This is a genomic window from Pseudomonas sp. VS40 (assembly GCF_018587885.1).
Lineage (GTDB): Bacteria > Pseudomonadota > Gammaproteobacteria > Pseudomonadales > Pseudomonadaceae > Aquipseudomonas > Aquipseudomonas pergaminensis.
The window spans coordinates 189936-202606 of sequence record NZ_JAGYWD010000003.1 but is presented as its reverse complement, the minus strand read 5'-3'; the positions used below and the strand labels follow the sequence as shown (position 1 = coordinate 202606).

General features: G+C 61.3%; 8 protein-coding genes. 3 read left to right on the top strand and 5 right to left on the bottom strand.

Annotated features, from left to right (window positions below; translation table 11 throughout):
* Positions 1-249: 249 nt before the first annotated feature.
* A complete protein-coding gene (locus KHP07_RS10065) occupies positions 250-1524 on the top strand; it encodes an autotransporter outer membrane beta-barrel domain-containing protein (RefSeq protein WP_214497138.1) in 1275 nt (424 codons plus the stop codon).
* A gap of 89 nt (positions 1525-1613) precedes the next feature.
* Here the strand turns inward: KHP07_RS10065 and oadA are convergent, their stop codons facing one another.
* Complete coding sequence (gene oadA / locus KHP07_RS10060) at positions 1614-3422, bottom strand: sodium-extruding oxaloacetate decarboxylase subunit alpha (RefSeq protein ID WP_078050793.1); 1809 nt, start codon at positions 3420-3422, stop codon at positions 1614-1616.
* Positions 3423-3433: 11 nt separating this feature from the next.
* The gene (locus KHP07_RS10055; protein ID WP_003195732.1) at positions 3434-4849 is read right to left on the bottom strand and encodes an acetyl-CoA carboxylase biotin carboxylase subunit; all 1416 of its coding nucleotides are present in this window, start codon (positions 4847-4849) and stop codon (positions 3434-3436) included.
* A 196-nt stretch (positions 4850-5045) separates the two neighbouring features.
* Between KHP07_RS10055 and KHP07_RS10050 the strand changes: the two genes are divergently transcribed.
* Positions 5046-6020, top strand: a complete 975-nt coding sequence (locus KHP07_RS10050; protein ID WP_099493256.1) for a LysR family transcriptional regulator — start codon at positions 5046-5048, stop codon at positions 6018-6020.
* Here the strand turns inward: KHP07_RS10050 and KHP07_RS29540 are convergent.
* The 3 genes from KHP07_RS29540 to KHP07_RS10040 all read right to left on the bottom strand — a co-directional run bounded on the left by KHP07_RS29540 (position 5950) and on the right by KHP07_RS10040 (position 10196).
* Positions 5950-6147, bottom strand: a complete 198-nt coding sequence (locus tag KHP07_RS29540) for a PA3496 family putative envelope integrity protein (RefSeq protein ID WP_078050795.1) — start codon at positions 6145-6147, stop codon at positions 5950-5952. The genes KHP07_RS10050 and KHP07_RS29540 overlap by 71 nt on opposite strands.
* Positions 6148-6294: 147 nt before the next feature.
* On the bottom strand, positions 6295-7161 hold the full coding sequence (gene hexR, locus KHP07_RS10045) for a transcriptional regulator HexR (RefSeq protein WP_003177007.1): 867 nt from the start codon (positions 7159-7161) through the stop codon (positions 6295-6297).
* Positions 7162-7319: 158 nt separating this feature from the next.
* Positions 7320-10196 (bottom strand): EAL domain-containing protein, encoded by a 2877-nt coding sequence (locus KHP07_RS10040; protein ID WP_099493257.1) that lies wholly within the window; start codon positions 10194-10196, stop codon positions 7320-7322.
* Between the two features lie 247 nt (positions 10197-10443).
* On the opposite strand from KHP07_RS10040, the gene uvrD reads away from it, so the two are divergent.
* Entirely contained in the window at positions 10444-12627 is a 2184-nt protein-coding gene (uvrD, locus tag KHP07_RS10035; RefSeq protein WP_214497137.1) for a DNA helicase II, read from the top strand.
* Positions 12628-12671: the final 44 nt, after the last annotated feature.

The window sequence follows — 12671 nt, the reverse complement described above, 5'->3', positions numbered from 1 at the left end:
ACGCAATATAGTGCATAAATTGCGTTGTGACCGCCAAAAAATTGCAATTTAATGCAGTTTCATTACAACTCTCGAACCAAAACCGCATCAAAATGCGTATCCATGCTTTCAGCCAATGCCTATTGATCCGGAGTTTTTAATCGCACCGCACTAAAGACAACTCCCGCAAACCAAGGGTCGCTGGCCTGACAGTTATCATCCCGCCATCTCGCTAAATTCCTGGCCTCATTCATCAGAGGCCGGGAATTCATGTCCTTTTCAGTCAAGAAACTCACACGCGCTATCACGCTCGCACTAGGCGTCGTCAGTGCGCAACTGTCCCATGCCGTCATGCCCTTTCAGTTCCCACTGGATCTGCCCTACGACTACTGGTTTTACGCACCCGCCACTGAAACCTCTTCTCTGGACAACCACCTCACGCGTCGCGCAACCACTGACAACGGTCGCCAGGTTGCCAGGATGCTCGAGCCCGCACTGAAGCGCTTGTTGGAATCCGGCCAGTTGAGCTCCCAGCAGATCAAGGCGTTGGAGAAGCTTGACGCTGCGCTTGCCAAACGACCTGGCGAGTTCGGCATGGCCCTGGAACAGTTGGCCGGCAGCCAGAACGCCAACCTCGCGGCGGCTACCCAAGCCACCACCGAGCAGATCAGCGGCCAGTTGCTATCGGTGCTGCGCACACGGCCCACGGACGAGGATGGCCACTTCTGGGTGCAGGGCCTGTCCGACGAAGGCAGCCTGGACAAACAGGGTGGCAGTGCCGGCCTGAACTACGGCACCCAGGGCTTGATGCTGGGGGCCGATTGGGCGCTCGACCATGCCTGGCGTGTCGGCGTCATGGGCGCTAAATCCACCAGCGACTGGGATGCCCAACGCTTTTCCGCCGACTTGGATAGCTGGCACCTGGGCGGTTACGCCGTTCGCCAGGATGGCCCGTTGTCCATGCGCCTGGGGGCGATCTATAGCAGCCACGCCGGGCAGAACACCCGCGCTGTTCAGCTTGTGGACTACAAGGAATCGCTCAAAGGCAGCTATGACGCGCAGAGCCAAAATGTGTTTTCCGAATGGGGCTACCAACTGGGCAACGGGGACATCAGCGTCGAACCCTTCGCCGGCCTCGGTTACCAGCGCTACTACCGCGAACGTTTCAAGGAACAGGGTGGCCTGACCGCACTGAACGTTGGCCCACAAACCCAGCAAAACCTGAACAGCACCCTCGGCCTGCGCCTGGCCACGGTGTACCGTTTCGATAACCGGATGAGCCTCACGCCTTACGTGAGCACTCACTGGAAACACCTCTATGGCAACGTCGACAGCCAGGTCAGCCAGTCCTTTCGCACTGCGGCGGGCTTCGGTACAGACTTCACCATCAACGGCACCGCCCTGGACCGCAACAGCCTCAACTTGCAGGCGGGGTTGGATCTGGCATTGTCGAACGAACACACGGTCGGCCTGGCCTACACCGGTGAAAGCGGCACACACAGCCGCAACCATGGGCTGATGGGGCGATGGCGCGTGATGTTCTGAACCCGACCTCGGCGGCCGATAAACCCCAGGCGAAAAAAAAGGGGGGCACCTGCCCCCCCGAGGATTAAGCGGTAGTGTCGAAGGCTTGATCAGCCTTCGATTTCAATCAGGATTTCGCCAGGGTTGACCCGGTCGCCCTTGGCCACGTGAACGGCGGTCACCTTGCCGGCAATCGCTGCCTGCACTTCGGTTTCCATCTTCATGGCTTCGGTAATCAATACAGCCTGGCCGGCCTTGACCACATCGCCTTCCTTGACCAGCACATCAACGATATTGCCCGGCATCGCGGTGCTCACATGGCCCGGCTCGGTGGCGTGCTTGCGCTTGCTGCCGCCGCTGCTGACAAATTCGTTGAGCGGTTCGAACACCACTTCTTCCGGCATGCCATCGATAGACAGGTAGAAGTGGCGTTTGCCTTCGGCCTTCACGCCCACACCGGTGATGTCCACGCGGTAGCTTTCACCGTGCACGTCGATGACGAACTCGGTCGGCACGCCTTCGCCACCGGCACGCGCCACACCGCCCGCTTCCGGAATCGGCAGCAGCACTTCCGGCGCCAGGGTGCCGGCGTCGCGTTCTTCGAGGAACTTGCGCCCGATGTCCGGGAACATGGCGTAGGTCAGCACGTCTTCTTCGGACTTGGCCAACGCGCCGATTTCTCCGCGCAGCTTGGTCATTTCCGGCTTGAGCAGGTCGGCCGGACGTACGTCGATCACCTCTTCGCTGCCGATGGCCTGGCGACGCAGTTTCTCGTTCACGGTGCCCGGCGCCTTGCCGTAGCCGCCTTGCAGGTAGAGCTTCACTTCGTTGGTGATGGTCTTGTAGCGCTCGCCGGCCAGTACGTTGAAAAACGCCTGGGTGCCAACGATCTGCGACGTTGGGGTCACCAGCGGCGGGAAACCCAGGTCTTCACGCACACGCGGAATCTCGGCCAGCACTTCACCCATGCGGTTGAGGGCGCCCTGCTCTTTCAGTTGGTTGGCCAGGTTGGAAATCATCCCGCCCGGCACCTGATTGACTTGCACACGGGTGTCGACGGCGGTGAATTCGCTTTCGAACTGGTGGTACTTCTTGCGCACGGCGTAGAAGTACAGGCCGATCTCTTGCAGCAGTTCCAGGCTCAGGCCGGTATCGAATTCGCTGCCTTTGAGGGCGGCGACCATCGACTCGGTACCTGGATGGCTGGTGCCCCAGGCGAAGCTGGAGATAGCCGTGTCGATATGGTCGGCACCGTTTTCGATGGCCTTGAGTTGGCACATCGCGGCCAGGCCGGCCGTGTCGTGGGAGTGGATAAAGATCGGCAGGGTCTGCTCGGCTTTCAGTGCCTTGACCAGTTCACCGGTGGCGTACGGGGTCAGCAGGCCAGCCATGTCCTTGATCGCGATCGAGTCGCACCCCATGGCTTCCAGTTGCTTGGCCTGGGCCACGAAGGCCTCGACGGTGTGCACCGGGCTGGTGGTGTAGGCGATGGTGCCTTGGGCATGTTTGCCGGCGGCTTTCACCGCTTCGATGGCTACGCGCAGGTTACGCACGTCGTTCATGGCGTCGAAGATGCGGAATACGTCGATACCATTCACGGCCGCCTTGGCCACGAACGCCTTGACCACGTCGTCGCTGTAGTGGCGGTAGCCCAGCAGGTTCTGGCCACGCAGCAGCATCTGCAAGCGCGTGTTGGGCAACGCGGCACGCAGTTTGCGCAGGCGCTCCCACGGGTCTTCTTTCAGGAAGCGGACGCAGGCGTCAAAGGTCGCGCCGCCCCAGACTTCCAGGGACCAGTAGCCGACTTTGTCGAGCTTGTCGCAGATCGGCAGCATGTCCTCGGTGCGCATGCGGGTCGCGAGCAGCGATTGGTGGGCGTCGCGCAGGATGGTGTCGGTTACGAAAATCTTCTTAGTCATTGTTGTATTCCTCACAGGCCTGCGTGGGCGGCGATGGCGGCAGCGATGGCCAGGGCCAGCTCTTCGGGTTTGCGCTTGATCGAGTAGTTGGTCAGCTCAGGGTGGCTTTCCACGAAACTGGTGTTGAACTGGCCGCTGCGGAATTCCGGATTGCGCAGGATTTCCTGGTAGTAGGCGGCGGTGGTCTTCACGCCTTGCAGGCGCATGTCGTCCAGGGCACGCAGGCCACGGTCCATGGCTTCTTCCCAGGTCAACGCCCACACCACCAGCTTCAGGCACATGGAGTCGTAGAACGGCGGGATGGTGTAGCCGGTGTAGATCGCCGTGTCGGTGCGCACGCCGGGGCCGCCAGGTGCGTAGTAACGGGTGATCTTGCCGAAGCTGGGCAGGAAGTTGTTCTTCGGGTCTTCGGCGTTGATACGGAACTGCAACGCGAAACCACGGTGCTGGATGTCTTCCTGTTTCACCGACAGCGGCAGGCCGGAGGCGATGCGGATCTGCTCGCGGACGATGTCGATCCCGGTGATTTCTTCGGTGATGGTGTGTTCCACCTGCACCCGGGTGTTCATCTCCATGAAGTACACCTCGCCCTCGGCGAGCAGGAACTCCACGGTGCCGGCGTTCTCGTAGCCCACGGCCTTGGCGGCACGCACCGACAGGTCGCCGATGTAGGCACGCTGCTCAGGGGTCAATTGCGGGCTTGGGGCGATTTCGATGAGCTTTTGGTTGCGGCGCTGGATCGAGCAATCGCGCTCGAACAGGTGCACCACATTGCCAAAGCTGTCACCGAGGATCTGCGCTTCGATGTGCTTGGGATTGACGATGCATTTTTCCAGGAACACTTCCGCCGAACCAAAAGCCTTGGTGGCCTCGGAAATCACACGGGGGAAGGCTTGTTCGAGTTCTTCACGGCTGTTGCAGCGACGGATACCGCGACCACCGCCACCGGAAGTGGCCTTGAGCATCACCGGGTAACCAATGCGGTCGCCTTCGGTGAGGGCTTCGTGGATATCCGCGACGTTGCCTTCGGTGCCCGGCGTGACCGGCACACCGGCCTTGATCATGCTGCGGCGCGCTTCGGTCTTGTCGCCCATGCGGCGAATCACTTCGGCCGACGGACCAATGAATTTGATACCACGTTCGGCACAGATGTCCGCCAACTCGGCGTTTTCCGACAGGAAACCGTAGCCGGGGTGCAGCGCATCACAACCGGTTTCCACCGCCAGGTTCACCAGCTTGCGCGGGTTCAGGTAGCCGGCCAGGGGCTCGGCACCAATGCTGTGGGCTTCGTCGGCACGTTTGACGTGCAACGCGTGGCGGTCGGCGTCGGAGTAGACCGCGACCGAGCGAATGCCCATCTCGGCGCAGGCACGCACGATTCGTACGGCAATTTCACCACGGTTGGCGATCAGGATCTTTTTTATCACTTGGAAATTCCCTTGAGCCGATTGCTGCGTTCTTCGACCCACTAGACCTGGGTCGGCGCGTGACCAAATGTTTCATGACAGTCGCGAGACACACACTAAGCCTGCAGAGGGATTAACAAAAATCAATAATTATTGGGTCGTGCATAAGTAAAGACTTATAGTTGGCTCGACAGCCGCTGGCAAAAGGATTGAAATAATGCGTAAGTCATTGATGCGTATGACATTGCGTCAACTGCAGATCTTCAATGAAGTGTGTGACTTGCGCTCGTACAGCCGCGCTGCCGAGGAAATGTCCCTCACACAACCTGCCGTGAGCCTACAAATTCGCCAGCTGGAAGAGCTGATTGGCCAGCCGCTGTTCGATTACGTCGGCAAAAAGCTCTACATGACCGAGGCCGCCGAAGCCTTGCAGCGCGCCAGTCGCGATATTTTCGGGCGCCTGGAAAACCTCGACATGCAGCTCTCGGACATGCAGGGCTCGTTGCAAGGCCAGCTGAAACTGGCGATTGAATCCAGCGCCAAATACTTCGTGCCGCACCTGTTTGCAGCCTTCAAGCGCCAGCATCCGGAGGTGCAGTTGCACCTCACCGTGGTGAACCGCGCCCAGGTGATCCGACGGCTGTCGGACAACCGTGACGACCTGGTGATCATGTCCATGGTGCCCCAGGACATGGGCCTGGAATTCCTGCCGTTCCTCAACAACCCGATTGTCGCCGTGGCGCCACCCGATCACCCGCTGAGCTTGCAAGGCCCGCTGCGCCTGCAGGACCTGGAACCCTACACGCTGCTGCTGCGCGAACCGGGCTCTGGCACGCGACTGGCTTGTGAGGAGTATTTCAAGGAGAAACGCGTGCACTTCACCCAGACGGTGGAAGTGGCCTCGGCCGAGGCGCAGCGTGAATGTGTATGCGCGGGGTTGGGCGTGGCCCTGCTGACGCGTCACGCGGTCAACATGGAGCTGGCCACCGGCGGGCTCAAGGAGCTGCCGGTGGAAGAGCTGCCGCTGTACCGCAGTTGGTGCCTGGTGCAGGCCAAGGCCAAGCGCCTGTCACCGGTGGCCCATGCGTTCCTGGGCTTTATCCGCAGCGAGCGGGTGCAGATCAGCGCGCTGGCTGAGCGCTTCGCTGGGCAGCCGCGGGTGCCTGCCAGTGGAGTTCCGGGTAATCCGTGATGCTTTGGAGCAACTGGCGCTCCTCGCAACGGTCTTCGATTGCGCGACGGAACGCCATGCGGCGCTGGTCTTCCTGCTGACGACGGGTTTTGACGGAGCTGCTGCTTTCTTCGTAGTGCCGGGCCATTTGGAGTCTCCCAATGCGAGTACGGGGAGTTCAGGATGGCCCTGGGCGATGACGCAGCGATGACAGCCTGATGAAGATTCTGGGTTCGCAGGCGATCCAAATGTGGGAGGGGGCTTGCCCCTCCCACATTTTGCTCTGTGTACCGCTTTAGTCATCCAGGGCTTTGACGGACTTGGGTGACAGGCGAAGGCTGCGCAGACTGCGCTTCACGCTCTTGAGGTGGTTGACCAGGCTCGGCCCGCGCGCCATGGCCACGCCCATCGCCAACACGTCGATCACCACCAGGTGGGCAATGCGTGAGGTCAGCGGCGTGTAGATCTCGGTGTCTTCGTGCACATCGATGGCCAGGTTGACCGTGGACAGTTCCGCCAACGGCGTCTGGCTCGGGCACAAGGTGATCAGCGAAGCGCCGCTTTCACGCACCAGATTGGCGGTGATCAGCAGGTCTTTGGAGCGCCCCGACTGGGAAATGCAGATGGCGACGTCGGTGGGCTTCAAGGTGACCGCCGACATGGCCTGCATGTGCGGATCACTGTAGGCCGCTGCGGTGAGCAGCAAGCGGAAGAATTTGTGCTGGGCATCGGCAGCCACCGCGCCGGAGGCACCAAAGCCATAGAACTCGACGCGTTGGGCCTGGGACATGGCCGTCACGGCCTTTTGCAATTCCACCGGGTCGAGCTTCTCGCGCACTTCCATCAGGGTGTGCAGGGTGGTGTCAAAGATCTTCAGGCTGTAGTCAGCGACGGAGTCGTCTTCATGGATCGCGAATTGCCCAAAGCTCGCACCGGCCGCCAGGCTTTGGGCCAGCTTGAGTTTCAAGTCCTGGAACCCGGAGCAACCGATGGCGCGGCAGAAGCGCACGATGGTCGGCTCGCTGATGCCCACGCTGTGGGCCAGGTCGGCCATGGAACTGTGCATCACAGCCGCAGGGTCAAGCAGCACGTGATCGGCAACCTTGAGTTCCGATTTGCGTAACAGGTGGCGCGACTGAGCGATATGTTGCAACAGGTTCAAAGGGCAGGACTCTTGTTATGGGCAGGGCCAAGGATGTAGCAAGCTTGTAGTTATACTACAAGAATTGCCGTTTTGCCCGTCCGACGCATCACTAAATCGCCCTGCCCGCCTTTGAATCTAAGGGCGGCGCAGTTGTAGCCACAGGGGCGGCCTTGGTGTCACGCAGGAAAATCTGCATTTTCCCGTAACAAATCCGCCAGCCCTTCAGCCTGCATCGGTCGGCTGATCAAATAGCCCTGCACTTCGTCACAACGCTCCCCGCGCAGGAAATCCAACTGCTGCTGGTCTTCCACGCCTTCGGCCACCACCTTGAGCGCCAACCCGTGGGCCATGGCGATGATCGCGCGGGTGATGGCAGCGTCTTCACGCCCCTGGCCCAGCCCACGGATGAAGGTCTGGTCGATCTTCACGTAATCCACAGGAATGCGCTTGAGGTAGCTGAGGGACGAATAACCGGTGCCAAAATCATCGATCGCCAGCTTCACCCCCAGGTCGCGCAGTTGCTGGAAGGTGGCGATGATATGTTCGACGCTGTCGAGCAATTGGCTTTCAGTCAGCTCCAATTCGAGGTATTGAGGGTCCAGGCCGGTTTCTTCGAGCACCTGGCGCACCAGGCTGACCAGCTTGCCCTGGCGCAGTTGATGCACCGAAAGGTTCACCGAGACCCGGATCGGCGCCAGCCCTTGACGCTGCCATTCACACGCCTGCCAGCAGGCTTGGCGCAGCACGAACTCGCCCAGCGGCACGATCAGGCCGGTCTCTTCGGCCAGGCCGATAAAGTCTCCCGGCGGCACCATGCCCCACTGCGGATGCTCCCAGCGGATCAACGCCTCGGCCGCATTCAGCTTGCCGGTGGCCAGGCACAGCTTGGGTTGATAGAACACTGAAAGCTGGCGTTCTTCGATGGCCTTGCGCAGGTGGTTTTCCAGCTGCAAGCGCTCCAAGGTGCTGGCTTGCAGGCTGTCGGTGTAGAACTGGAAGTTGTTACCGCCCAGGTGTTTGGCGTGCTGCATGGCCATGTTCGATTGGCTGACCAGCGCGGAAATTTCCCGCGCATTGTCCGGCAACAGGCTGACGCCCATCGAAGCACTGACCACCAGTTCATGCCCTTCCACCGTCACCGGCACCCGCAGCTTGGCCAACAGCCGCGTAGCGACGCGCGCCAGGCTCGACAGGTTGCCGTAGGCGTCGAACAACACGGCAAACTCATCCCCGGACAGGCGGGCAATGGTGTCGGCCTCGGGCAAGGCGTTGATCAAGCGGCGCGCCATTTTCTGCAGCAACTGGTCGGCGACTTCATGGCCAAGGCTGTCATTGAGCAGCTTGAAACGGTCCAGGTTGATGTGCAGCAACGCCAAACTGCGCCCGCCCTGGCGCACACGCTGGTGGGCCTCGCGCAGCCGTTCGCGGAACAGCGAGCGGTTGGCCAGGCCGGTCAATTCATCGTAATGAGTGAGGTAGCGCATGCGCTCTTCGGACTCACGCCGCGCCGAGAGATCGGCGAAGAAGCCCACGATATGGCTGACGTTTCCACGGATATCGCGCACTACATTCAATTGCAGCCACTGCGGGTACAGCTCGCCGTTCTTGCGCGTTTCCACCAGCTCACCCTGCCAAGTGCCGTGGCTGAGCAACGCCTGGCGGATCACCGGGAAGTGGCGACGTGCATCGCGGCTGCTGGGCAGTTCGACCACATTGCGACCGATCATGTCGTCGGTTTCAAAGCCTGTGACGCGGCTGAACGCCTGGTTGACCGCAATCAGCTTGTAGTCCGGATCAAGGATCACAATCCCTTCGCTGGCGGCCTCGAATACCGTCGATGCCAAACGCTGCTGTTCTTCCAGGGCTTTGCCGGCAGTGATATCGCGGCGTGTACCGAGCATGCGCGTCACCCGCCCACTGGGCGCGCGCTCTACGGCGCGGCCACGGTCTTCGATCCACACCCAGTGCCCATCGCCGTGGCGCACGCGGTATTCCACCAAGTAGTCCTCGCTGCGACCCTTAAGGTGTTCCACCAAGGCACGCTTGAGCAGCGGCAGGTCTTCGGGATGCAGGCGCGGCTTGAGGTGGCTGAGCATCGCCGTGACGTATTCCGGCTCCAGGCCGAACAGTTCCTTGAGCTGGGTGTGGTGGACTTCGTCGGTTTGCAGGTTCCAGTCCCACAGGCCCAACTCACTGGCTTGCAGGGCCATGGCCAGGCGCGCTTCGCTTTTATTCAGGGCCAGGCTGGCGGCATCCAGCTCCTGGCTGCGTTGGGCCACGCGGTCTTGCAGGCCGATCTGGGCTTCGCGCAGTTCTTGCTCGACCTGACGACGTTGTTCGACTTCGCGCACCAACTCCTGATTGAGTTGCTCGCTGCGCTGCTGCGCCTGTTGCAGGTGCTCGATCAGCGCCTGGTTCTGGAAGCGCCTCAGCAGCCCGCGCTGGATCAGGCGATTGACCTGCCACGCCACCAGGCTCAAGGACGCCAGCAGGATCAGGCCGAGTACGCCCCAGCCACGTTGCTGTGGGTCGCCGCTCCAGAACAGGTAAATGATGGCGGGCACCAGGCATGGCAAGGCGAACGACAAAAACGCTGGCAGGCTCACGGCGTACGCCACGCTGGCCGACAGAGTCGCCGCGCCGATCAGGCCGAACACCCAGGCCTGCTGCATAAAACTGTCCACGGGCACCAGGGCGATGGCGGCGGTGGCCAGGGTGAGGCCGCTGACCGCCGAGCCGAGCATAAACATGCGTCGCCAAACGGGCTGGGCCTGGCGGCTGGGCATGGCGGAGTCAAACGCCGCCACCTGGATCACGCGCATTGCCACCAAGGCCAGCAGCCAGACCAACCAAATGCTGTCCAGCAGGTATTGCTTGGGGTTCCAGAGCAGCCAGGCGCAGACCAGGCCATTGACCAACATCAACAGGGTCGGCAACAGCGAACCTTGATACAAAAGGCGCGTGCGCTCGACCGCCATCTCCGTGGCGTAGTGTTTGCGAAGAACCTGCGCGGGCGCCGCCGAGGGGCCGAGCAGATCGGTGCTGAGGGTCATAGGCAGTGTTCTTATAATGGTGAGCCCGAAACGTCGACGGAGCATACACAAGCAAGCGCCTGGGCCAAACTGCTCTGCGTCATAAAAACTGCACGCTCATGCGTCGCAATCTCCGGGGCCAGACGGCTTGAGCGAGACGCCGCGCGGGCTGTGGCCATTGACCGACCGGTCATCACCCTGAAGGTTTTCCGTCGACCACCCGGCATTGGTATTTGCCCCACTCACCCGGGCACCCTAGAATGCGCCGATGCGCGATGATCTCTCCCTTTTGCTGAACTCCCTCAACGATGCCCAACGCCAGGCCGTAGCGGCCCCCGTTGGCCGTCAGTTGGTCCTGGCCGGTGCTGGCTCCGGTAAAACCCGAGTGCTGGTGCACCGTATCGCCTGGTTGATCCAGGTCGAAAACGCGTCCCCGCATTCCATCCTGTCGGTGACCTTCACCAACAAGGCCGCTGCCGAGATGCGCCACCGCATCGAGCAGTTGATGGGCATTAGCCCGGCCGGCATGTGGGTAGGCACCTTCCACGGCCTGGCGCACCGCCTGTTGCGGGCGCACTGGCAGGAAGCAGGCCTGAGCCAGACCTTCCAGATTCTCGACAGCGACGACCAGCAACGCCTGGTCAAGCGGGTGATCCGCGAGCTGGGTCTCGACGAACAACGCTGGCCGGCGCGCCAGGCGCAATGGTTCATCAATGGCCAGAAAGACGAAGGCCTGCGCCCGCAACATATCCAGGCCAGCGGCGATTTGTTCCTGGCCACCATGCGCAGCATTTATGAAGCCTACGAGGCGGCCTGCGTGCGCGCCGGGGTCATCGACTTCTCCGAACTGCTGCTGCGCGCCCTCGACCTGTGGCGTGACAACCCTGGCTTGCTGGCCCATTACCAGAAGCGCTTCCGGCATATCCTGGTGGACGAGTTCCAAGACACCAACGCCGTGCAATACGCCTGGTTGCGCCTGCTGGCCAAAGGCGGCGACAGCCTGATGGTGGTGGGCGACGACGACCAGTCGATCTACGGCTGGCGTGGCGCGAAAATCGAGAACATCTACCAGTATTCCGAAGACTTCCCGGACGCGGTCACCATCCGCCTGGAGCAGAACTACCGCTCGACCGCCGGGATTCTCAAGGCCGCCAACGCCCTGATCGCCAATAACACCGGGCGCCTGGGCAAAGAGCTGTGGACCGACGGCGGCGAAGGCGAAGCGATCAACCTGTACGCAGCGTTCAACGAGCACGATGAAGCGCGCTACGTGGTGGAAACCATCGAAAGCGCACTGAAAACCGGCCTGGCGCGCAGCGACATCGCTATTTTGTACCGCTCCAACGCCCAATCGCGGGTATTGGAAGAAGCTTTGCTGCGCGAACGTATCCCGTACCGCATCTATGGCGGCCAGCGCTTCTTCGAGCGCGCCGAGATCAAGAACGCCATGGCCTACCTGCGCTTGCTGGAAGGCCGTGGCAATGATGCTGCGCTGGAGCGGGTGATCAACATCCCGGCCCGTGGCATCGGCGAAAAGACAGTCGAAGCCATTCGTGACCACGCGCGCCATGCCGATGTGTCGATGTGGGAAGCCATGCGCTTGCTGATCGCCAATAAAGGCCTGACCGGCCGGGCTGCCGGGGCGCTGGGCGTGTTTGTCGAGCTGATCGAGAACCTCGCCGCCAAGTGCGCGGAAATGCCCCTGCACTTGATGACCCAGACGGTGATCGAACAGTCAGGGCTGATCGCCTACCACGAAGCGGAAAAAGGCGAGAAAGGCCAGGCCCGGGTAGAAAACCTTGAGGAACTGGTCAGCGCAGCGCGCGCGTTCGAAAACACCGAAGAAGATGAAGAGCTGACCCCGCTCGCCGCTTTCCTCGGCCATGCGTCGTTGGAAGCCGGCGACACCCAGGCCGATGAGCATGAAGACAGCATCCAGTTGATGACCTTGCACAGCGCCAAGGGCCTGGAGTTTCCCTACGTGTTCCTGGTGGGCATGGAAGAAGGCCTGTTCCCGCACAAGATGAGCCTGGAAGAGCCTGGCCGTCTTGAGGAAGAGCGCCGCCTGGCCTACGTGGGCATCACCCGCGCCATGCAGAACCTGGTGATGACCTACGCCGAGACCCGACGCCTGTACGGCAGCGAGACCTACAACAAGGTGTCTCGCTTCGTACGTGAGGTGCCGAAGGGGTTGATTCAGGAAGTGCGCCTGTCCAACAGCGTCAGCCGCCCGTTCGGCGGGGGCCAGCAACAGAACTCCAGCAATATGTTTGCCGGTTCCGAGATTCCGGAAACCCAGTTCAGTCTTGGCCAGCAGGTCAGGCATTCGGTGTTCGGCGAAGGTGTGATCCTCAACTTCGAAGGTGCCGGTGCCCAGGCGCGGGTGCAGGTGAATTTCGCCGAAGGCAGCAAGTGGCTGATGATGGGCTACGCGAAGCTCGAAGCCATCTGAAACACTGCACCCTTATTGTAGGAGCCGGCTCGCCGGCGATAGCG

What these genes read in the sequence shown, in the direction of transcription:
- KHP07_RS10065 (WP_214497138.1), top strand. Translation starts at nt 250, where the DNA reads ATGTCCTTTTCAGTCAAGAAACTCACACGCGCTATCACGCTCGCACTA.
- oadA (WP_078050793.1), bottom strand. Translation starts at nt 3,422, where the DNA reads ATGACTAAGAAGATTTTCGTAACCGACACCATCCTGCGCGACGCCCAC.
- KHP07_RS10050 (WP_099493256.1), top strand. Translation starts at nt 5,046, where the DNA reads ATGCGTAAGTCATTGATGCGTATGACATTGCGTCAACTGCAGATCTTC.
- KHP07_RS29540 (WP_078050795.1), bottom strand. Translation starts at nt 6,147, where the DNA reads ATGGCCCGGCACTACGAAGAAAGCAGCAGCTCCGTCAAAACCCGTCGT.
- KHP07_RS10040 (WP_099493257.1), bottom strand. Translation starts at nt 10,196, where the DNA reads ATGACCCTCAGCACCGATCTGCTCGGCCCCTCGGCGGCGCCCGCGCAG.
- uvrD (WP_214497137.1), top strand. Translation starts at nt 10,444, where the DNA reads ATGCGCGATGATCTCTCCCTTTTGCTGAACTCCCTCAACGATGCCCAA.